The organism is Paenibacillus macerans (genome assembly GCF_050565405.1).
GTDB lineage: Bacteria > Bacillota > Bacilli > Paenibacillales > Paenibacillaceae > Fontibacillus > Fontibacillus macerans_B.
Genome location: NZ_JBNYYG010000034.1, coordinates 20,093 through 40,764, shown reverse-complemented (window position 1 = coordinate 40,764; position 20,672 = coordinate 20,093). Strand labels below are relative to the sequence as shown.

Here is a 20,672-nt window from a genome sequence, read left to right as displayed (position 1 = left end):
CTCATTGTCAATTATAACTGTTGTTAGGAGCGTCCGCATCCGTCCGGAACACGCAAAAAACGGGATCTCCCGCCCCTTTGGGGAGACCCCGGCCTATCGCATCAAACGGCTTGCGCCGCAAACTTAAGCTGCAGATGCTTGCAAACTCCTTGCTGCGTGGACCTCACACCCACGCATCGTTGGAATAACCGCGTTGTTCCCAATATCCCACGTGTTCGCCTTCGATCAGCTCGATGCGCGTCAGCCACTTCACCGATTTGTAAGCGTACATTTTGGGCACGATCAATCTGACCGGACCGCCGAGATCGCTGGGGATCGGCTTGCCGTCATGCATGACCGCCACCATGACATCCTCCATGTCCGCCTGGTCCAGCGTAAGCGTATCCGTGTAGACCCCGTCGCCGGAATAAAACTTCACCGTCGCGGCATTCGGCTTCACGCCCGCCTGGTTCAGCAAAATCCGCAACGGAATGCCCTCCCACGTATTTTTATAAACCGACCAACCCGTTACGCAGTGGAAATCGCTGACCTGTACCGTTCGCTGCAGCTGCAGAAATTGCTCCCAGCTCCACTTGAATTTGCGGTCCACCAGGCCGTCGATCGTAAACGACCAGTTGTCATTGTTGAAGCTCGGGATATCCGTCACCGTGTACACCCGGAAATGCCCCTGGGCGCCGCCGCCGATCACCTGCGCGGAAGCCGGCAGCGGTACCGGATTCGGGACCAGCCGGTTGGCGTTATCCTCGATCAGCCGGTCGATCGTTTGCGATCCGCCGATGCTGCCCAGCGAGCTCCCGATCCACTTCACAAAGGTCGGTCCCACCGTGACCGCCAGCCCCACGCCGATCGCGCCGCGGATAAACGCTCTTCGCGTATACACCGGCTGCGGGGTTGCGGGACCCTGGCGTTTCGCGCCATTCTCCATTCCCATGGACGCACTCTCCGCCTCCCGGGGACGGCCTCCCCGGGAGGCCGCCTTTTCCTCGGCTTTGATCGAACGCTTGGCGGGTTCCTTCAGCCATTTCGCCCGGGTCAGGGAATGGTAAATGATGTACGGCAGCCCGATCCAGGTCAGCAAATCATGCACGACTAACGCAGCGTTCGCTACCCGGGGACCCGCCAGCCGGAATTGCCACAGCAGCACGCCCGATCCGAACCAGCCTAAAAGCAATACCAGAACGACGATCACGTTAAATTTCTGCCACGGTTTTTGCCGGATTTGCTTCCAGTGCTTTCCGGCCAGCAGCAGGTAATAAATGACCGGGAGGATCGACGCGATGCCCACGGCGATGTGCAGCCATTTCAGCCAGACCCGGCCCTCTCCCAGAAAGCCGCGCCAAAACCCGCCGACCAGAACCAGGCCCGTCAAGGCCAGGACGACGACGATCCAGCCGTTCAAGGCGTGCAGCGAAACCAGCTTTTTGCCATATCCTTTGCGTACGCGTTCCAGAAATCCGCCCATGGCCTGCCTCCTCCTTATTCCTGTTTATATGCTCCAGCACCGCTTTGCCCCTCGGCTCCCGGCAATGTAAACCAAAATTCGCTGCCGCCGGAGGCGGCCTGCCGAACGCCGATGTGCCCGCCGTATTGCTCCACCAGTTTCTTCGCGATGGAAAGGCCCAGGCCGGCTCCGCCTCCCTCCCGGCTTCGGGAGCGGTCCGAACGATAGAACCGTTCGAAAATCCGCTCCCTTTCCTCCGGCGGAATTCCCGGTCCTTCATCGGAAACGGCAAACCGGACCAGACCCGTCCCCGACCCGCCGGCAAGCTCCTCGGCCGCGCACGTAATCGTCCCGTTTCGCGGCGAATGCCTAACGGCATTCTCCAGCAAATTTTGCAGCACCCGCTCCAGATGCCTTGGGGAGACGCGCAGCTTAAGGGGATGTTCGGGAAGCTGCACCTTCAGCTGCAGCGATTTCGCTTCGCACGGGATCGCAAACCGCGGCAGCAAGTCGACCAGCACATTCTCCGCGATCGACAGCCGCAGCTCCTGCGGTTCGTGCTTAGCCGATTCCAGCGTGGACAATTCGAACAAGTCCTGGATCAGCTCGCCGAGCCGGACCGTCTCCGTACGAATGGTGGCGAGGTACTGGCGGAACGATTCCTCGTCCTGAATCACGCCGTCCTCCAACGCCTCCACGTAAGATTGCACCGACGCCAGCGGCGTCCGTAAATCATGCGCCATATTGGCGACGAGTTCCCGCTGCGCCGATTCGGCGGCCGACACCTGCCGGAAGCTGGCTTCCAGGCTTGCACCCATGTGGTTGAATTGATCGGCCAGCTGCCGGAATTCCTTCAGTCCGGTATGCTCGACCCGCGCCTGCAGGTCGCCTTCGGCAATGCGCCGGGCCCCTTCGCCGATCCGCCGAACCGACGCCTCCAGCGGCCGCACCAGCACAAAGTGCAGCAGGGCCGAAGCAATCCCCGCGCCGACCGAGGCAAGCGTTAACCAAAGGAACTGCTCCATCGTCAGCAGCATGTACCGGTAAAAGGCCACCAGCAAAATGATGACGAACGCGATGCTGATGAAATTGGCCAACAGCAAATAGGAACGCAGCTTCATCGGCTTGGCCCCTTGGCGTCCAGCTTATAGCCGATCCCCCAAACGGTCTTGATCCAGCACGGATCGGACGGACGCTCTTCGATCTTCTCCCGCAGGCGGCGAATATGCACCGTCACGGTCGTCGTATCGCCGTCGTAAGCGACGTCCCATACCTGGTTCAGCAACTGGCTGCGCGAGAACACCTTGCCCGGGTACAAGGCGAGCAAATGCAGCAAATCGAATTCCTTGACCGTCAAGTCGGCTTCGGCGCCTTTGATCAACACCCGCCGTTCCTGAGGATAAATCTCCAGGCCGTCGAAGACGATCGGCGCCCCGGCGTCTCCGGCCGCCGCCGAAGGCTGAGGCTCCTGAGAGGCGAGCGCGGCGGTTGGAACGCCGGTTCGCCGCAAAATGTTCTTGATGCGCAGCACAAGCTCCCGCGGACTAAACGGTTTGGTCAAATAGTCGTCCGCCCCCATGGTCAGGCCGAGCAGACGGTCGGCTTCTTCGCCGCGGGCCGTCAGCATGATAATCGGCGTATCCTCCTGCTGCCTGATCCGGTCGCACACCTCGAGTCCGCCAACCTTCGGCATCATGAGGTCCAGCACCAGCAAATCGGGATGGTGCTCGCTCCAATACCGCAACGCTTCCTCCCCGTCGGCGGCAACCCAGACCGACCATCCCTCGCGCTCCAAGTAACGGCGGCATACGTCCGTAATATTTCGTTCGTCGTCGGCTACAATAATTTTGGCGCTCAACCGCGGGTCCTCCTTATCGGGCAAAACTTTCCATAACATTAATCACATTATAACGCGATTACGCCCCGGTTACGATATCGGCCGCCGACCGGCGAGGCAAACGCGAAGAATGGCCTTATTGGCCATCCTCCTTCATGCTATCCGTCATGACTTCGCATCCATTATTTTTTCGCATCCTTCATCTCTCTGTCGCCCATATTCCCGCCCATGTCGCCCGTCATCATCCCTTCGCCGTTCATCTCTTCCTTCATCATGTCCGAATTATTGTCCATCTCGCCCCCGGAAGACATATCATCGCCTGGCATATTCCCGCTCGTTTCCGTCGACATGTTCTCTTTGCCAGTCATGTTCTCGCCGTTCATGTCGTTGTTTTTGGCGCCGCAAGCGGCTAAAGTCAACATGCCTGCCAACAATAATACTACCCCGATTTTTTTCATGTACATTCGTCCTCCCGTTTCGTAATGAATGGTTTTCGCCTTATCCGTCACCCATCATAACCAACAATGCTAACCATCCAAGAACGAACCGCTTGCGAAAGCATTAGAAAAGGATTACGAAAGTATTACATCCGTGGTCCATCCAATGGAACGCAACATACGAACGTGCCGTCTTTCTTACAACGGTAAATTCCTTTTCGAAAAGATCCAAATGGCCGCTCCGTACATTACGATGCCCGCCGCTCCCAGACCCAAAGCAGCCGGAAGCACGTCATAAGAGCCTGCGGCTATCTTCACCGGCTCGAACACGGACAAAACCGTTAATCTGCGCAGCCAATCCAAGTCGCCGCTCATATTCGCCACAATCTGAAACCCGTAGAACAACACGGAGAGCAACCCGGAAGCGGCCAGCGTTTGTTTGCCGTCATTGAGCAGGCAGGAGAACAAGAAGGCGTAGCCGCTGATGACGAAAAACAGTAAAAATCCGACGAGATTCATCTGAACGAATGCCGATGCGTTCAGCTCTGCATCCTTCAGAAGAACCGGAGCCAACGCGAAACCGGCCGCCGTGGTCAGCAATGAAATCACGAACAAATTGACGACGAGCACCGCCGCTTGCGTCGCGGCGATCCGCCCTCTCGACACCGGAGTCGACAAGAAATACGCCATCGCCCCCCGGTCCACCAAATGAGAAATCAACCCATTCGCGACGACTACGCAATAAATCATCAGAAACATAATAAAGGTCGCACCGTAAAACCCCGTCGCCATAAATCCGGTCAACGTCTCCATGCCTCCTTGCATCCCGAAGGCGTTTCTCATCGCTTCCGGCATGGCTTCAAACGGATCGGAGCCACCGCCGGTGAACATCCCCATCGTAGCGAGGAAATAAAATATAATAATTGCCGAAAAGACCCCGAACAGCTTCAAATTTCTTCTGTAAGTCGATACGAATAAAGCCTTGTTCATCGCGAAACCTCCTCCTTACCGCCATAAAAATGCATGAATACGTCTTCGAGCTTCTGCGATTCAACGTCCATATTGACGATACCGCGTCCGGCCAGCGCCGCTACCAACCGCTCATAATTGCCTTGTACGGAGATATGCAACTTCAAGCCCTCTTCTTTGACCCATTCCAGCCCGCTTTGCTTGACAGCGTCCATATCCTCCTTCGACCGGAAAGTGATCGCAATGATCTTTCGCTGCGCCGCCTGTATTTTACCAACCTCTTCGACGGCGATCAGCTTTCCGTCCTTAATGATCCCCACGCGATCGCAAGTCCGTTCGATTTCGTCGAAAATGTGAGAGGACATCAGCACCGTTTTGCCGCGTTCCTTCTCTTCCAGCACCAATTCTATAAATAATTGCTGCATTAGCGGATCGAGGCCCGATGTCGGTTCGTCCAAAATCAGAATTTCCGGGTCATGCATAAATGCCGCAACGATGCCGACCTTCTGCTTCATCCCTTTCGACATTTTGCGGATGGGCGTTTTGACGTCGAATTGAAACCGCCCGATCAATTGGTCTCGCCGGGATGCGTTTTTCATGCCGCGCATCCCCCCAAGCAGCTCAAGAATTTGCAGGCCGGTCATCCCCTCCGGAAAGGCGATTTCCCCCGGTAGGTAACCCACTTTCTTCATAATTTCCGCGCTTTGCCGCGTGCAATCCAAACCGTCGATCGAAGCTTTTCCGCGATCCGGTTTGTAGAACCCCATCAAATGCCGGATTGTGGTTGATTTGCCCGCGCCGTTTGGCCCTAAATACCCCAGTATCTCTCCTCTTTGGACGGAGAAGGAGAGGTTGAATATTCCCTTCCCGTTTGAAAACGTCTTCGTTAAGCCTTCCATGCGAATGCTCATTTCGAGGAACACCTCTTTTTATGAATGTTATGAATAATATTTATATATTTCATTCATAATATATAGCGTCGCCCCTATAAAGTCAATACATTTTGAATGGATCAAGTTGAAATCATACAAAACTTAACGTATGCTTGTCCTAGAGGTGAAATGCAGAATGAATGGATATCAACGCCGTACGGAGCTAAAAAAGGAAAAAATAAAACGCGCGGCCGTCGAATTGTTTACGGCATACGGTTCAGACAAAGTCAGCCTGGCTGAGATCGCGAAACAAGCCGGCGTTTCTCCTGTGACGATATACAATTATTACGGCACGAAAGACGAGCTTTTCGTCAAAGTTGTGACCGAAATGCTGGAGGAAGCCTGGCAAGAGCGGCTTCAATTGATCCGCAGCGATCTGCCCTTCCTAGAGAAAATCGAGAAAATGATTTTCGAGACGGCGGATTTTGCGCAAAAGGTCGACCCCGAGTTTTTGAAGACGATCATGTCCGGCAATCCGGAAATAAAAGCGCTGACGGAGGATATCGTAAAGCGGTATCTCCCCCCCATGATGGGCTTTTTCGAGGAAGGAAAAAAAGCGGGATACATCAACGCGGACGTATCTGCCGAAACCTTTTGGTTATACATGAACCTTCTCGCCGAGGTCAGCGGCAAAATTGAGCTTTTCAAAGATAAGGATAAAAATCGGCGTTTGTTCAAGGAACTGACCAGCCTGCTCTTTTATGGATTAGTCGGCCCGAAAGGGAGGGAAAATCCAGCGTCTCTCCGGGATGGATAACCTTCGCCGATCCTTTTGCGGAAAACAAAAGACCCGCCCAGGCTTTTTATGCCTGGAACGGGTCTTCCTTTTCGTTTCGGTGCCTGTTCTAGTTCGTCCGATGGGCGATGCCGTTCATCAGCAAATCCACCGTTCGTTCGATTTCCTCGTCTTCGTCGAAGGGGAAATCCGGCAGGATCAACACATGAACGAGGATCATGCCGATCATCACGCTGGCTCCGACCCGGGCGATACGCCAAGACGGCGCATCGACCAATTGGCCTTTTTCCTGAAAATGCACGATGACCTTCTGAATCCGTTGAAATACGATTTCCGAAGCCAGGTTTTTGACCTGCTCCAGCAATTCCGGTTGAAACGGCACTTCATGAATCAGAATCTTGATGATCCGCATATTTTCACGGACGAATTTGAGCCGGTCTTTGGCCAGCGCCCGAAAAAAATCGTCCGCCCGCTCATAAGGCATATCGATCATCTTGGCGAAGTCCCGCAGCAGAAACGGCGCGACCAGCTTGATGACGATCGGTCCGGCAATGGACAGCAGCAGGTCCTTTTTCGTCTTGTAATGCTTGAATATCGTCCCTTCGGCGACCCCGGCCTTTTGCGCGATTTCGCTGGTAGAGGTAGCCGCAAAGCCTTTTTCCGAGAAAATATCCGTCGCCGCCTCAAGAATCTTAAGCTGCTTCTCCGTTTTTTTCTCCGTGTCCTCTTCCGACAACCGGATTAGGTCCTCCAGCCACTGCTCTTTCCGATCCGACATAGAGGCCTCTCCCCTTTCAAGTTCGAATGCAAGTCTTCCTTCAGCGTACTATATTTTGCGGTGTTTTCGCAACGCGAGCACATTGGCGGCCATAAAGACGAGGGACAAACCGGCCAGCACGTAAATATCGAGGGCAATCGCGCTCCAGCCCTCCCCGCGGATCATCACGCTCCGCAGCGCGTCCGCTCCGTACTTGAGCGGCGTAATGTGGGTAATCCAACGGAGCCACGGCGAGATGTTTTCCAGGTCGAACAAGCCGGAGAAAAACACCTGGGGCACGATGACGAGCGGAATGAACTGGATCATTTGGAACTCCGAATTGGCGAATGCCGACAACAGGGTACCGAAGCTGAGCGCCGTGATCGACAGCAGCAGCATGATCAGCAGCACGTACCCAAAGGAGCCGATCATCATGCTGCCAAGCGCATAAACGGTGAACCCGGCGATCAGCACCGCCTGCAGGCTGGTGAAGATGCCGAATCCGGCCATGTAGCCGACAACGATTTCCCAGCGGCGTAGCGGGGTGGCAAGCAGCCGTTCGAGCGTGCCGCTCGTTCGCTCCCGCAGAAAGGAAACGCCGGCGATCAAGAACACGAAGAAGAAGGCAAACAAACCGATCAATACCGGGCTGAAGCTGTCAAAGGAAGACATCTCGGCGGACCCGTACAGGTACTCGAAGACCGGAGCCTTGGCAGGCCCCGAAGCCCCAACCGCCTCCCCGTTTTGACCTTGTGCCGACTGTCCCGGGATGGCCGATGGGCCTTGCAGCGTTTTCTGGATCAGCAGCATGACCGCGCGGTTCTTGGACGGATCGCTGCCTTCCAGCTTGATGTGCGGCACGCCGTCCTGCAAGCGGATGATCGCGTCGATGTCTTGGCCGGCGAGGGCCGCTTCCGCTTCTCCCTCCGCCTCGAAAACGGTCACTTCCGCATCGGCTTGGCTTAAGCTTTGCGCCATGGCGGGCGGCATCTGCACGGCACCGATCTTCGGCTGGTACGCGTCGCCGTTAAAAACAAGATACATCAGGGATAAGACCAGCAGCGGAGCCGCAATCAACAGGGCCATCGTACGTTTATCGTGAATGAACTGACGGATGATACGAACAATCAGAGCCCGGATTCTCATGCGCGGACACCTCCGTAGTACAGGAATGCTTCTTCGATCGTCGCGCTGCCGGTCTCCTGCTTCAGCGATTCCGGCGTGCCTACGGCGATCAAGCTGCCGTCGCGGACCATGCCGAGCCGATGGCATTTGTCGGCTTCGTCCATGACGTGGGTCGTTACGAGAATCGTGGTGCCTTGCCGGCTAAGGCTATCGAATTCGTCCCAAATCGATTTGCGCAGCACCGGGTCGATCCCGACGGTAGGTTCGTCCAGAATCAGCACCTCGGGCTCGTGCATCAAGGCGATCGCGAGCGACAAGCGGCGCTTCATCCCGCCGGAGTAAGCCCCGACCGGGCGTTTCAGGTGATCTGTCAAATTGACGAGCGCCATGACTTCCTCGATCCTCCGCTTCATCTTGGCCCCCTTAAGACCAAACAATGCCCCGAAAAACTCCAAGTTTTCTTTGGCCGACAGCTCGGCGTACATAGCATCGGATTGGGCCATATAACCGATGCGGTTCATCATGGACAGCTTGGGCATCCGCGTGCCGAGCACTTCGATCTCCCCGCTCGTCGCTTCGTCGATCCCGGCGATCATTTTCACGAACGTCGTTTTGCCCGACCCCGACGGTCCGAGCAGCCCGAATATCTCGCTTCGCCGCATCTCCAAGCTAATTCCGTGCAGCACCTCTTTGTCGCCAAAAGCTCGTGTGACCTCTCGGGCACGGAGGCAAATTTCCGGTTTATTCATTTTCGGGTTCACTCCTCTGTGGCAGAATATTCTAAAGTGAGTACTCACTCATTTCAGATCGATAAAATAAAGATACTCCCTTTGCAGGTAGATTGTCAAGTGAGTAATCACTCAATCCGCAATCGAATTCCCGACAGTTCTTAATTGCCACTGACGCGCTATCTACTGCGGGCCAGTGGCTCTTTTCCTTCCCAATTTCAACCTCTAAATCCTTTCCGGAGAAGATCAACTTCCCCAAAAAACATCGTTATCCAGCGGTTGTCCCATTGCAATAAACTGACTTGGCGACATGGAGGTCAACTGCTTGAACATACGAAAAAAATAGGAAGTATCGTAGTATCCTAAGTATTGAGAAACGCTGGCTACCGACGTTTTGGTATTGAGCAACAAGTAGCAAGCTTCCATAATTCGGAGTCGATGCAAGTACTTAATGGGCGATTGCCCCGTTACCTCTTTGTAGATCGAAATGGTGTAATTCTCCGAGCGACCGATGAGTTTGGCCAGTTGTCCGATCTCTATTGGCTCACGATAATGCTCAACAAGGTAATTCTGAATCGTTTGTGCATATTTGATCTTCATCGGAGCCATTTCCGGTTGCTCCATTTCACGAGCAATGATACCCAACAACTCCTGAAGGATACCTTGACAAATCATAGAACGAAAGCTTCTGGCCCCCCGCATCTCCAGAAATAACTTCTCGAAACGTCGCCTCAACGATTCAAAATTTCGCGGTTTGATCAATGTTTGTTCATAACATTGAAGAAAAGGAAGCAGCGTCTCCTCTTTGTTGCAGGTGAACAAAATGGTGTATTTCTGGTGAGGCCCGCTTTCATGATTTACCCCGGCACGGGTAATTAGCTTGGGTAAAATCAGTAAATCGCCTTTCTCCGCGATAAGTCGCTTCTGGTCTACCTCATAGACGACCTTACCCTCGGTGACAAGCACAAGCACATTAAAGTTAATGCGTTCCTGCGACGTACACCAACCCGGAATCATTTTATCATGATGAACCGAATCTACCTGAAACACGCACCCTTGCCCTCCTTTATTTCACACTTTTAGCTAGGAAAAAATACATGGAATATATGGGCTACACTCCGTGTCTTCCTGGTTTTATTGGAGTTCCCTCTCTAGATAATAATAGAATTGTACACCAAATCGTAATAACATACATCGACTTGTTTCCCTTCCCAATTCTATAATGAAAGCGATCTTAAGATTGACACTGCGCAGAAAGAAAACGATTACAGAAAAATGATCGTAACAAAAGGGAGGAACTAATTTGAAACGATGCCATGTGTTTACTAAAGTCGCTATCCTACTACTACTTGTTGTATCACTCGCGGCCTGCAATTCTAAAGGAGAAAGCCCAGATCCGGTGGCTTCAGTAGACCCGGGAAACTCTTCGGAAGAGCAGATCGTCTTGAAAATCATGGATTGGAGTGATAGCGTCAAGGAAATTCGTGAAGAATTCAACAAGCGCTTTATGGAGAAATATCCTCATATCAAAATCGAGTACACCCAACTTACGATTGACCAATTCCAGAACACCATTTTGACGGCGATCAAGGGCGGAAATGCGCCTGACTTGTTCCCGATTCCATCGACCGTAAAGCTGGCAACGGCCGTTAACGAAGGCTGGTTCCAGCCCATAGATCCTTATGTAGAGGCCGACTTCAAGGATCACTTTATTGAAGGTACATTCCAGAACGGAATTACGATGTTCGACAATCAAATTTATAGCATTCCCGAAAACCCTTCGATTCCTTCCAGTCTCATTTTTTACAATAAGAAATTGCTGAAGGAGGCCGGCGTTGATGTCACGAAACAACCGCTTAATTATAGTGAATTCCGAGAAGCAGCTGCCAAAGTGACCGCCGCAGGCCAAGGAAAGTACTACGGTATCGTGGAAGGTGGAAAACAATCTAATCGCTGGTTGATCACTGTACGGGATTGGGCCTCTATGGCCGGAGCGGGACTAAATGGAAATTCCCCTGTAAATCTCGCCGATGGCAAAACTACCTATGATTCTGAAGCGGTGTTGGGAGTCTATAGCCTCTTTCAGCAACTGGCCGAGGATGGTAGTTTTCACCCCAAAACGATGAGCATTTCCGCACCGGAAGCTAGAGCTTTATTTAGTCAAGGTCAAGCCGCATTTATCATCCAGGGCTCGTGGTGTATCGGCGTATGGAACAAGGAGAATCCAGAGTTAGACTATGGGGTAATCGCACCTGCCGTACCGGATACCGGAATCAAGGGCTCCATCGGTATTGGACCTAGTGGGGCATGGATGGGTATCTCCGCTGATTCCAAACATCCAAAGGAAGCTGCCTTATATTTGCAAGAACTTTATCTTGGCGATTATTATCAGCAAGCTCGCGTGGCTTCAGGGGACAGCTTCTCCATTGTCAAGGGAATTAATGAGGCAAATATTAGTGTGCCTCAGCTCCAAGAATACTACGATATCATTCAGCAATACGGCAAGCTGATTCCTGACGCGGCCGTGCGTAATCCAGCGGCAACCTCTGTGTTTGAATACTATAAAGACATTCAGCCCGATCCAGGTCAACTAATGGCCGGAACCGTCGCAGGCGCCATCAAGGACTATGCTCAGGAACTCGACAAGTACTCCAAGAAGGTAGACATGGCGTGGTCCAGTTCCATCGAAGCTGCTCAAAACGCAGGAAATCAGGTAGCGGCCGAGGATTTCATCTTTCCGAACTGGAATCCAATGGAGAACTACACTGCAGAGAATTACGCTGAACTTCCATAATTGCAATCATCAAATACGGAATCCCATACATGGCCTGCATTTACTTTGGCAGGCCTCCGTTTTCGAGAACTCCGTCTTTTTCACTTAGGGGGTTACCAAATGACGAAATCAACTGCAGGACTTTCGAGTCCTGCTACTCAGAGGAACAAAAATCAAAAAAAACGTACGCTCTGGTGGTGCTATCTGTTTGTTCTGCCGAACCTGATCTTCTATGCCTTGTTCCAAGGTTGGCCGATTGTGATCAACTGGTATTACTCCACCCTGGACTGGTCGGGTATCAGCTCCAATAAAACCTTTGTTGGCCTGGATAACTATCGGCATCTAGTGGCGGATCCATACTTCTGGAAGGCCTTTGGCCATAGTTTTCTGTTTATGGTCAGCACCGTGCCGATTTTATGGTTATTATCGCTTCTGGTGGCCGTCGTACTTAACAACCCGTTGCTGCGGTTAGCCAAGTTTTACCGGACGCTATTCTTTATTCCCGTGATCACCACGACCTCCGTTATCGGCATTATCATGGTGTTTATTTGGAGTTCTGATGGTCCGATTAATTTTTTGTTGACCCGCCTGCATCTGATTGAGCATGAAATCAATTGGCTGAGCGAACCGGGGATGGCGATGATCTCGGTAATTGTTACTTATGTTTGGAAAAACATCGGGATGAACATGATCTATTGGCTTGCCGGGCTGCAGGGCATTCCCCGCGAATTGTACGAGGCTGCTCGGGTTGATGGAGCTGGTCCAGCCAGAACCTTCTACTCCATTACGTTCCCCCTGATTTTGCCCATAGGACTGGTTATTCTGCTGCTTAACACCGCCGGGGCATTGAAGGTATTCGACCTGGTGAAAACGATGACCGATGGAGGCCCATTCTACGCCACGGATGTGGTATCCACTTATATCTATCGTTTCGCCTTCTCAAGCGAAATGGGACTTCCTAGTCTTGGCTATGCCTCGGCTGCAGGTATCTTCTTCGCTTTCAGCATCATTCTGGTAGGCCTTTTGCAAGCGCTTGTTCGCAAGCTCGCCGCAGGCCGAGATACGAAAGGAGTGGCCTAATGAGGACACTGCTCCGACTGCCGATACATTTGCTTCTTCTTTTATTCGGAGTCATCTGGGTTTACCCGTTTATTTGGATGGTATCGGCATCATTAAAGGATACCAATGAGTTCTTCACAGACAGCCTGTCCCTGATTCCTGCTTCCTGGGAATGGGACAATTACAGACGTGCCTGGGATGTGGGGAACTTCCAATATTATTTTTTCAATACAGTCATTATTACCATAACCGTCATAATTATTGTTCTCTTCATCACAGCAACTTGTGGCTATGCTCTTGGACGCTATGAATTTCCAGGCAAAACAGCAATTATGCTTGTGCTTGCCGCCAGTATGTTTGTGCCGCTTGAGTTCTCGGTTATCCCTATCTTTGAGCTAATCAAAAATATGGGTTTGCTTGGTACTCGAACTAGCGTTATTCTCACGGAAGCCGGTGGCGGACATGTGTTATTCGTTTTGCTGTTCGTCAGCTTTTTCCGACAAGTGCCCAAGGAAATGGAGGAGGCCTCTCTCATCGACGGTGCAGGATTCTTTCGTACCTTCTCCAGCGTCATCCTGCCCCTTTCCAAGCCAGTGATGGGCAGTGTCATCATCATGCAATTTATCTGGACCTGGAATTCATTTCTGATGCCGCTTGTACTAACCTTGAGCGAGCCTAGTCTGCGCACATTGGCAGTTGGCCTGTACGCCTTGAGGGGAGAGAATATCGTAGATTGGACCGGAATTGCTGCCGGAGGAGCGATTGCTCTCGCCCCGATCATTCTCATTTTTATAATGTTGCAGCGGTATTTTGTTGATGGAATGGCCGGCGCTGTGAAAGGTTAAACCTCTACCCTGCACTAGAGAATAGAATCAGGTGCTTGTTGCTGCGCATACTGATATTTTGAAGGAGATGGATCACCATATGAAAGTTTTGCTGCTCGATTTGGATTCAACATCGCCAAGCCATCTTGGATGTTACGGTTATCAACGCAATACTTCGCCCAATATTGATCAAATAGCCCGGGAAGGCGTGCGATTTACGAATTATTATACCTCTGATGCCCCCTGCCTGCCATCACGTACAGCTCTCATGACAGGTCGCTTCGGCATTCATACCGGTGTGGTCGGCCACGGTGGAACAGCGGCAGATATGCGTCATGAAGGGGAGCAACGGGAATTTAAAAGCCGTTTAACCCTAGAATCTCTTCCGGCTCTATTCAGAGCTGAGGAAATGTACACCGCATTGATCAGTCCTTTCGGTGAGCGACACTCCTCCTGGCCTTTCTATGCCGGATTTAATGAGATGCACAACACAGGCCGAAGCGGTGCGGAATCCGCCGAGGAGGTCACGCCCATCGTTCTAGACTGGCTCGAAAAGAATGCAAATAAGGAAAGTTGGATGCTATATGTAAATTATTGGGACCCTCATACGCCTTATAGAGCTCCCGAGGATTTTGGTAACCCGTTTGCCAATGAACCACTGCCATCTTGGCTGACAGATGAAGTATTGGAAGTCCACAAGCAAAAAGTAGGTCCTCATAGTGTGAACGAAATTAATATGTACGACGACGAAGTGCAAGAAGAATACCCACGGCTTCCCGGCAAGATCGCCGATTTGTCTGATCTCAAGCAGATGATCGATGGTTATGACTGCGGTATCCGTTACATGGACGAACATATCGGTCAAATTTTTGAAGCACTAAGAATGCAAGGGGTGATGGACGAAGTCGTGATTATTATCACGGCAGATCACGGAGAGAACATGGGCCAGCTCGGGATTTACGGAGAACACGGTACCGCCGACCAGGGCACCTGCCGGATTCCGATGATCATCCGATACCCAGGCATGATGCAAAACCATGTAGATCACGGCTTACATTATCATTTAGACCTAGGCCCTACATTAGCAGATTTGATGGGAAGGAAATCAATGCCAAGCTGGGACGGACAAAGCTATGCATCCGTCCTAAGGTCCGGCAAGGAATGTGGCAGGGATTATTTAGTTCTCTCGCAATGCGCCCATGTCTGCCAACGCAGTGTCCGTTTTGACGAATGGCTGTATATACGCACCTATCATGACGGCTATCATCTTTTCGATACCGAAATGCTATTCAATTTGCAGGAGGACGAGCATGAACAGGTAAATGTTGCTGATGCTCATCCAGATATATGCCGTGAAGCGGTCTATCTCCTCAATGAATGGCATGATCAGATGATGCGCAACATGGCTCACGATACGGATCCGCTATGGACTGTAATGAAGGAAGGCGGACCCTACCACGCCAAAGGACAGCTCAAGCAATATGCTCAACGCTTAAAGGAGACCGGACGCGCTCAGGCAATCCCCGAACTGATGAGGCGTCACCCACGGGAGTTTCAATAAAACAGCTTTACTTCAGATGATTTATAAAACACCTTCAAGACCTTCGGCCATGTCATTAGAGAGACTTGTCGACCTCCTTGAAGGTGTTTTTGTTGTGGACACAAATTTCCACAAAATAAAAAACCGCCCTTTTCCCGCAACTCGTGCGGCAAAAAGGAGGTTCTTCGTCTAGCTTGAATTATTTTACCATTCCACCGTCAACGACACCGGGCAGTGGTCGCTGCCCATCACGTGGCAGTCAATGCCGGCCTCTCTCAGCTGCGGCTCCAGCCGGGAGGACGCAAGGAAATAGTCGATCCGCCAGCCGATGTTCCGCTCACGAACCTTCGGCATGTACGACCACCAGCTGTACACCCCTTCGCGATCCGGGTACAAATACCGGAAGGTATCGGTGAACCCTTCCGCCAGCAGGTCGGTCATTTTGCCGCGTTCTTCCGGGGTGAAGCCGGAGTTGCCTTCGTTCGACTTCGCGTTTTTGATGTCGATCTCCTTATGGGCCACGTTCATATCGCCGCAGACGATCACCGGCTTAACCGCGTCGAGCTGCTTCAGGTAGGCACGGAACCGATCCTCCCACTCCACCCGGTAATCCAGCCGGGAAAGGTCGCGTTTCGCGTTGGGCGTATACACCGTGACGAGGTAAAAGCCCTCAAATTCGAGCGTGATGATCCGCCCCTCCGGCTCGGAGTCCTCCTCCATGCCGTAACGCACGGACAACGGCTTGACCCGCGTAAAGACGGCGGTGCCGGAGTACCCTTTTTTCTCCGCGTAATTCCAGTACTGCTCGTAATCGCCGCCAAGATCCAGCTCGATTTGCCCTTCCTGCAGCTTCGTTTCCTGAAGGCAAAAAATATCCGCATCCGCTTCTTTAAAATAATCCATGAATCCTTTGCCCACGCAGGCCCGCAATCCGTTAACATTCCATGAAACCAGCTTCATCTTGCTTCTCCTTTAATCCTTGCCTTTTATTATCGGACTCTATTAATCCTTCTGTCAGTATATCACACGGCGGTAGAGAATCGCCTGACGGTATAGGCTAAGCTCTGATGCCTATTGCCGCAAATCGTGTGCCAGTTACAGGAACAGGCAACATTATATCGAAGACCGCACGATGGCTCTACCCCCACACTTCTAACGGACCGTAATGACGCTAATCACCCATTTCCCGGGTATTTGTTAACGGACTCCAGGGACGTTATTCAGCCCCAAACGAGGACCTTATCGCTGAATTGAAGCAAATAACGTCCTCTCAGTCCGTTACCCATTTCGGGACCCGCCCTTTAAGCCAATTAAGGTCTCTGGAGTCCGTCAACTCTATCTATTGGCCACTCATCCAAAGCCGAATCGACGCGCTCCCCGGCAAAACATCAAACAAAAATGAACGCAGGTGCCCGACTATCGAAGAACGGATGTTGATCCGGATCAGGGCAACACAGGCGCGTTACAACCTAGCTCTTCATATAAGCCTTACCCTTCTTGACGACCTCGGCCTCGTACATGTTGACCGACGTGCTGACGATAAACGAAGGCGGCGGCTGCCCCCGGCTGTTTTTGTGCCCCTGGATGTGCGCATCGCTCTTCTCCCAGTTTCTCCAGGCTTCCTGCGATTCCCAGCGAATCACGACGATCACTTCCTCGTACTCCTGGCTCTTCCGATTGACCATCACGCTGATGTCCACCAGCCCTTCCATCTGGTCGACCGGGCTCTCCGCGCTAAATCGGGCCAGCACCTTGTCGCTGTTTCCTTTCTCAATCAGCATCGTTCTTGTCATGACGAACATCGCGTTCCCTCCCTCATCATAAATAGTCCCTACCCTTCGACCAGCACCGGCTGATCATAGACGCCCTCCAAAAGGCGCCGTTTCCGGCTTACCGCTTCGGGCGGGGAGATCGACGGAGCATATGGATGCATCAGCCACGATTTCACCGCATGCGTGTCCGACACCCGGTATACCGGCGGCTCCTGCTCGAAATCGATCTTCATCGCGTACGGGCTCCGCAGCGCAAAAGCGTCCCCCTGCGGCGGACGAATCAGATCGGGCGGCGTGCCGGGGATCGCGGTAAGCTTCCCGCCGCCTTGGCCGTCGAGGCTCGGCATCGAGGCCAGCAGCCCCCAAGTGTACGGATGCCGCGGATCGTAGAAGATTTCCTCCACCGTCCCCGCTTCGACGATTTGCCCGGCGTACATCACCGCGACCCGGTCGGCCATTTTGGCTACGACGCCCAGGTCATGCGTGATGAAAATGATCGCCGTGCCGATCTTGCGCTGCAGCTCCTTCATCAGCTCCAGAATTTGCGCCTGAATCGTAACGTCCAGCGCCGTGGTCGGTTCGTCGGCGATCAGCAGCTTCGGATTGGCCGCCAACGCGATGGCGATCACCACCCGCTGCCGCATGCCGCCGCTGAATTCGTGCGGATACTGGTGGAACCGCCGCTCCGGCGCCGGGATCCCGACCAAGTCCAGCAGCTCGACCGCCCGCCGGTACGCGGCGTCTTTCGACATATGCTCGTGGGTATGGAGCACCTCCGTGATCTGTTTGCCCACTTTCATCGTCGGGTTCAGCGAAGTCATCGGATCCTGGAAGATCATCCCGATCTCTTTGCCGCGAATCCGCTGCATTTGCTTCTCCGTTTTCCCGATCAGCTGCTGACCGTCGAACCAAATCTCTCCCCGTTTATATAGGCCTTGCGGCCGGGGCACCAGCTGCATCACCGCTTGGGAGGTCACGCTTTTGCCCGAGCCCGACTCGCCGACGATCGCCAGCGTCTCCCCCTTGTCCACGTGAAAGCTGACGCCGCGGATGGCCTGCACCTCGCCCTCCCGGGTTTTGAACGAAATGGCCAGGTCCTTCACTTCCAATAGATGGTCCATGTTATCTGCTCCTCACTCTTTCTATATTAAAAAGCTGCCGTCCGTTAAACTCCGTGAAGCAGCAGCGGGTGATTCGATATGAATGCGGAACATAGGAATCCCCATGATCGGCATGTGAATGATAATGATTATCATTATTAAGTATAACATGACTTCTCTTCCGTCTCAATCGGGAATCTGCTGCCAGCCATTCGCCTATTAACTGCCCGTCATCCACCTACCTTCGTCGGCCCGAATCATGAAACCGCGTAAGACGTCTTGTTCCGTATGTCCGGCATTTTTCACCTATACACCTCGACGGTACCTGTGCTATCATGTTAAATATGCAAAGATTTAGAGATATGAAATTTCAGATTTTAAGGAGTTTAGTTGATGGACGTGAATCTGCAGCAATTTAAAGCGGAATTTTTCAAAGCTCTCGCCCATCCGATGCGAATTCGTATTTTGGAGGTGCTGAGCGAAGGCGAGCGCAATGTGAATGAGCTGCAGGCGATACTCGGATCGGAAGGGTCCGCCGTATCCCAGCAATTAGCCGTTCTTCGCGCCAAAAATCTGGTCAACACGGTCAAGGAAGGCACGACGGTCGTTTACTCGCTGCGGGATCCGCTGCTTAAGGACTTGCTCGCGGTAGCCCGGCAAATTTTCGATAATCATTTGGTCGAATCGATATCCTTATTGCAAGGGATCCGTAAACAAAAATAAGGAACCCTCAAGTTTCCCCGCCGGGCTGCGGGGGATCTTTTTTGTTTCCGGGTAAGGTCAGGCTGCAGGACAATGCAGATTATTCAGAAAAGAAGGTTTTAATGGATGAAGTGGACTGGGCGGTTCAAGAACTATGATGCGGCATCTTTACGCAAAGATTTGATTTCGGGGTGTATCGTCGGGATCGTGGCGATTCCGCTCGGGATGGCCTTTGCCATCGCCTCCGGCGTGAAGCCGGAATACGGGCTGTATACGACGATCATCGCCGGGATTCTGATTTCGCTGCTGGGAGGATCGCGATTTCAGATCGGCGGTCCGACCGGCGCGTTTATTCCGATCCTGCTTGCCATCGTGCTTCAATACGGATATGAAAACCTGTTGATCGCCGGCTTTCTCGCCGGGATTTTCCTCGTTTTACTGGGCCTGCTTCGGCTCGGAACGCTCATCAAATTTATCCCGCGGCCGGTGACGATCGGTTTTACCGCCGGCATCGCGGTGACCATATTCAGCGGACAGATCGGGAACTTTCTGGGCTTAATCGGCATGCATCGGCATGAATATTTTCACGAAAACATGAAGGAGGTCTTCCTGCAGCTGCCGACCCTGAACCTGTACAGCGTGCTGACGGCCGGCATCTGTCTCGCCGCCCTGCTGCTGACGCCCAAATACTTGCCGAAGATCCCGGGCTCCTTGGTCGGCATCCTGGTTTCCACGCTGGCCGCGGCCTGGCTGTTCCCCGGCAAGGTGACGACGATCGGCTCGGCTTACGGGGTCATTCCCGGCGGCGTGCCAAACTTCCACCCGATCTCGCTGTCCTGGGACAGCGTCGTGCCGATGCTGCAGCCGGCGCTGATCATCGCTTTGCTCGGCAGCATCGAATCGCTGCTCTCGGCGGTGGTGGCGGACGGAATGACCGGCACCCGCCACAGCAGCAACCGCGAGCTGATCGGCCAAGGCATCGCCAACATGGCCGCGCCGCTGTTCGGCGGCATTCCGGCGACCGGAGCGATCGCCCGGACGGCGACGAACATCAAGAACGGGGCCGTCTCCCCTTTTTCCGGCATCATTCACGGCGTCGTCGTGCTGCTGATCGTGGCGTTGTTCGCGCCATACGCTTCCAACATCCCGTTGGCCAGCATGGCCCCGATCCTCATGGTGGTCGCCTGGAATATGAGCGAACGCAAAGCGTTTGCCCATATGCTGAAAACGCGCACGAGCGACTCGCTAGTCCTGCTCGTGACGTTCCTGCTGACGGTGTTCACCACGCTGACGACAGCCGTTGAAGTCGGCCTGATCCTCGCGGTCGTGCTGTTCGTCAAAAGAATGGGCGACCTGATGACCGTCGACAAGGTACTGCCCGACCTTTCCTCTGCCAAAGAGAAGGTCAAGGCGCATATGGTCACCGAGGAACACGATTGCCCGCAATTATCGATTTTCACCGTGGACGGTCCGCTGTTCTTTGGCGCTTCACAAGTCTTTGACCAGTTCGTAGCGCAAATCCAGGACGGGCCGTTAAAGGCGGTGCTGATCCGGATGGGCAAGGTTCCGTTTATGGACACGACCGGCGAAGCCAATTTCGCCAGCCTGATCAAGCGCCTGCAAAAAGCCGGGATTACCGTCGTCGTCTCCGGTCTGCGCGTGCAGCCGCATAAGCTGATGCGCAAAACCGGCTGCTACGGGATGATTGGCGAGGAGCATTTCTTTGAAAGCACCGGAGACGCCCTCACCTACGCGCTCAGCCGAATCAACAAGGACAAGTGCCGGGGCTGCAAGCATTTCGCCTTCCGCGAATGCGCCGGCCTCTGCGGGGCGGAGGCCGAGCGGACGACGCTGCCCGATTTGACCGGAACGCTGGTTCGGGACGGCAAGGTCACGGTTTGATCCGGCGATCGCCCTAGCAATAGGAAAGCCCTCCCGCT

The 20,672-nt window shown here is 53.2% G+C and carries 20 protein-coding genes; 7 read left to right on the top strand and 13 right to left on the bottom strand.

The features are described from left to right. Positions 1-163: 163 nt before the first annotated feature. The 6 genes from ACQ4N8_RS18475 to ACQ4N8_RS18450 all read right to left on the bottom strand — a co-directional run bounded on the left by ACQ4N8_RS18475 (position 164) and on the right by ACQ4N8_RS18450 (position 5,595). On the bottom strand, positions 164-1,462 hold the full coding sequence (locus ACQ4N8_RS18475) for a molybdopterin-dependent oxidoreductase (protein ID WP_430705827.1): 1,299 nt from the start codon (positions 1,460-1,462) through the stop codon (positions 164-166). A 14-nt stretch (positions 1,463-1,476) separates the two neighbouring features. Next, positions 1,477-2,562 (bottom strand): sensor histidine kinase, encoded by a 1,086-nt coding sequence (locus ACQ4N8_RS18470; RefSeq protein WP_430705826.1) that lies wholly within the window; start codon positions 2,560-2,562, stop codon positions 1,477-1,479. Further along, a complete protein-coding gene (locus ACQ4N8_RS18465) occupies positions 2,559-3,299 on the bottom strand; it encodes a response regulator transcription factor (protein ID WP_430705825.1) in 741 nt (246 codons plus the stop codon). The genes ACQ4N8_RS18470 and ACQ4N8_RS18465 overlap by 4 nt, the downstream gene beginning before the upstream one ends. Positions 3,300-3,460: 161 nt before the next feature. After that, positions 3,461-3,736, bottom strand: coding sequence for a hypothetical protein (locus tag ACQ4N8_RS18460; protein ID WP_430705824.1), 276 nt, complete (start codon positions 3,734-3,736; stop codon positions 3,461-3,463). A gap of 177 nt (positions 3,737-3,913) precedes the next feature. After that, positions 3,914-4,705 carry an ABC transporter permease subunit gene (locus ACQ4N8_RS18455; RefSeq protein WP_430705823.1) on the bottom strand — a complete coding sequence of 264 codons (792 nt, stop codon included), beginning with the start codon at positions 4,703-4,705 and terminating at the stop codon, positions 3,914-3,916. After that, positions 4,702-5,595, bottom strand: a complete 894-nt coding sequence (locus ACQ4N8_RS18450) for an ABC transporter ATP-binding protein (RefSeq protein ID WP_430705822.1) — start codon at positions 5,593-5,595, stop codon at positions 4,702-4,704. The genes ACQ4N8_RS18455 and ACQ4N8_RS18450 overlap by 4 nt, the downstream gene beginning before the upstream one ends. A 157-nt stretch (positions 5,596-5,752) precedes the next feature. Between ACQ4N8_RS18450 and ACQ4N8_RS18445 the strand changes: the two genes are divergently transcribed. Further along, a complete protein-coding gene (locus ACQ4N8_RS18445) occupies positions 5,753-6,373 on the top strand; it encodes a TetR/AcrR family transcriptional regulator (RefSeq protein ID WP_430705821.1) in 621 nt (206 codons plus the stop codon). A gap of 88 nt (positions 6,374-6,461) precedes the next feature. Here the strand turns inward: ACQ4N8_RS18445 and ACQ4N8_RS18440 are convergent, their stop codons facing one another. The 4 genes from ACQ4N8_RS18440 to ACQ4N8_RS18425 all read right to left on the bottom strand — a co-directional run bounded on the left by ACQ4N8_RS18440 (position 6,462) and on the right by ACQ4N8_RS18425 (position 10,012). Further along, positions 6,462-7,130 (bottom strand): TetR/AcrR family transcriptional regulator, encoded by a 669-nt coding sequence (locus tag ACQ4N8_RS18440; RefSeq protein WP_430705820.1) that lies wholly within the window; start codon positions 7,128-7,130, stop codon positions 6,462-6,464. A gap of 48 nt (positions 7,131-7,178) precedes the next feature. Further along, positions 7,179-8,255 (bottom strand): ABC transporter permease, encoded by a 1,077-nt coding sequence (locus ACQ4N8_RS18435; protein WP_430705819.1) that lies wholly within the window; start codon positions 8,253-8,255, stop codon positions 7,179-7,181. Next, positions 8,252-8,983, bottom strand: a complete 732-nt coding sequence (locus tag ACQ4N8_RS18430) for an ABC transporter ATP-binding protein (protein WP_430705818.1) — start codon at positions 8,981-8,983, stop codon at positions 8,252-8,254. The genes ACQ4N8_RS18435 and ACQ4N8_RS18430 overlap by 4 nt, the downstream gene beginning before the upstream one ends. Before the next feature lie 225 nt (positions 8,984-9,208). Then, a complete protein-coding gene (locus tag ACQ4N8_RS18425) occupies positions 9,209-10,012 on the bottom strand; it encodes an AraC family transcriptional regulator (protein ID WP_430705817.1) in 804 nt (267 codons plus the stop codon). A 253-nt stretch (positions 10,013-10,265) separates the two neighbouring features. On the opposite strand from ACQ4N8_RS18425, the gene ACQ4N8_RS18420 reads away from it, so the two are divergent. The 4 genes from ACQ4N8_RS18420 to ACQ4N8_RS18405 all read left to right on the top strand — a co-directional run bounded on the left by ACQ4N8_RS18420 (position 10,266) and on the right by ACQ4N8_RS18405 (position 15,179). Further along, positions 10,266-11,756: an ABC transporter substrate-binding protein gene (locus tag ACQ4N8_RS18420; RefSeq protein WP_430705816.1), complete on the top strand. Its 1,491-nt coding sequence runs from the start codon at positions 10,266-10,268 to the stop codon at positions 11,754-11,756. A gap of 99 nt (positions 11,757-11,855) precedes the next feature. Then, the gene (locus ACQ4N8_RS18415) at positions 11,856-12,815 is read left to right on the top strand and encodes a carbohydrate ABC transporter permease (RefSeq protein ID WP_430705815.1); all 960 of its coding nucleotides are present in this window, start codon (positions 11,856-11,858) and stop codon (positions 12,813-12,815) included. Further along, on the top strand, positions 12,815-13,639 hold the full coding sequence (locus tag ACQ4N8_RS18410; RefSeq protein ID WP_430705814.1) for a carbohydrate ABC transporter permease: 825 nt from the start codon (positions 12,815-12,817) through the stop codon (positions 13,637-13,639). The genes ACQ4N8_RS18415 and ACQ4N8_RS18410 overlap by 1 nt, the downstream gene beginning before the upstream one ends. A 79-nt stretch (positions 13,640-13,718) precedes the next feature. Beyond that, positions 13,719-15,179, top strand: coding sequence for a sulfatase family protein (locus ACQ4N8_RS18405; protein ID WP_430705813.1), 1,461 nt, complete (start codon positions 13,719-13,721; stop codon positions 15,177-15,179). Positions 15,180-15,362: 183 nt separating this feature from the next. Here ACQ4N8_RS18405 and ACQ4N8_RS18400 read toward each other — a convergent pair whose 3' ends face one another. From ACQ4N8_RS18400 to ACQ4N8_RS18390, 3 genes are all read right to left on the bottom strand, one after another. Beyond that, entirely contained in the window at positions 15,363-16,118 is a 756-nt protein-coding gene (locus tag ACQ4N8_RS18400) for an exodeoxyribonuclease III (RefSeq protein ID WP_430705812.1), read from the bottom strand. Between the two features lie 509 nt (positions 16,119-16,627). Continuing rightward, the gene (locus ACQ4N8_RS18395) at positions 16,628-16,960 is read right to left on the bottom strand and encodes an antibiotic biosynthesis monooxygenase (RefSeq protein WP_430705811.1); all 333 of its coding nucleotides are present in this window, start codon (positions 16,958-16,960) and stop codon (positions 16,628-16,630) included. Between the two features lie 29 nt (positions 16,961-16,989). Next, the gene (locus ACQ4N8_RS18390; RefSeq protein ID WP_430705810.1) at positions 16,990-18,051 is read right to left on the bottom strand and encodes an ABC transporter ATP-binding protein; all 1,062 of its coding nucleotides are present in this window, start codon (positions 18,049-18,051) and stop codon (positions 16,990-16,992) included. A 372-nt stretch (positions 18,052-18,423) separates the two neighbouring features. Between ACQ4N8_RS18390 and ACQ4N8_RS18385 the strand changes: the two genes are divergently transcribed. Continuing rightward, positions 18,424-18,753: an ArsR/SmtB family transcription factor gene (locus tag ACQ4N8_RS18385; protein WP_430705809.1), complete on the top strand. Its 330-nt coding sequence runs from the start codon at positions 18,424-18,426 to the stop codon at positions 18,751-18,753. 105 nt (positions 18,754-18,858) lie between these two features. Next, on the top strand, positions 18,859-20,634 hold the full coding sequence (locus tag ACQ4N8_RS18380) for a SulP family inorganic anion transporter (RefSeq protein WP_430705808.1): 1,776 nt from the start codon (positions 18,859-18,861) through the stop codon (positions 20,632-20,634). Positions 20,635-20,672 lie beyond the last annotated feature (38 nt).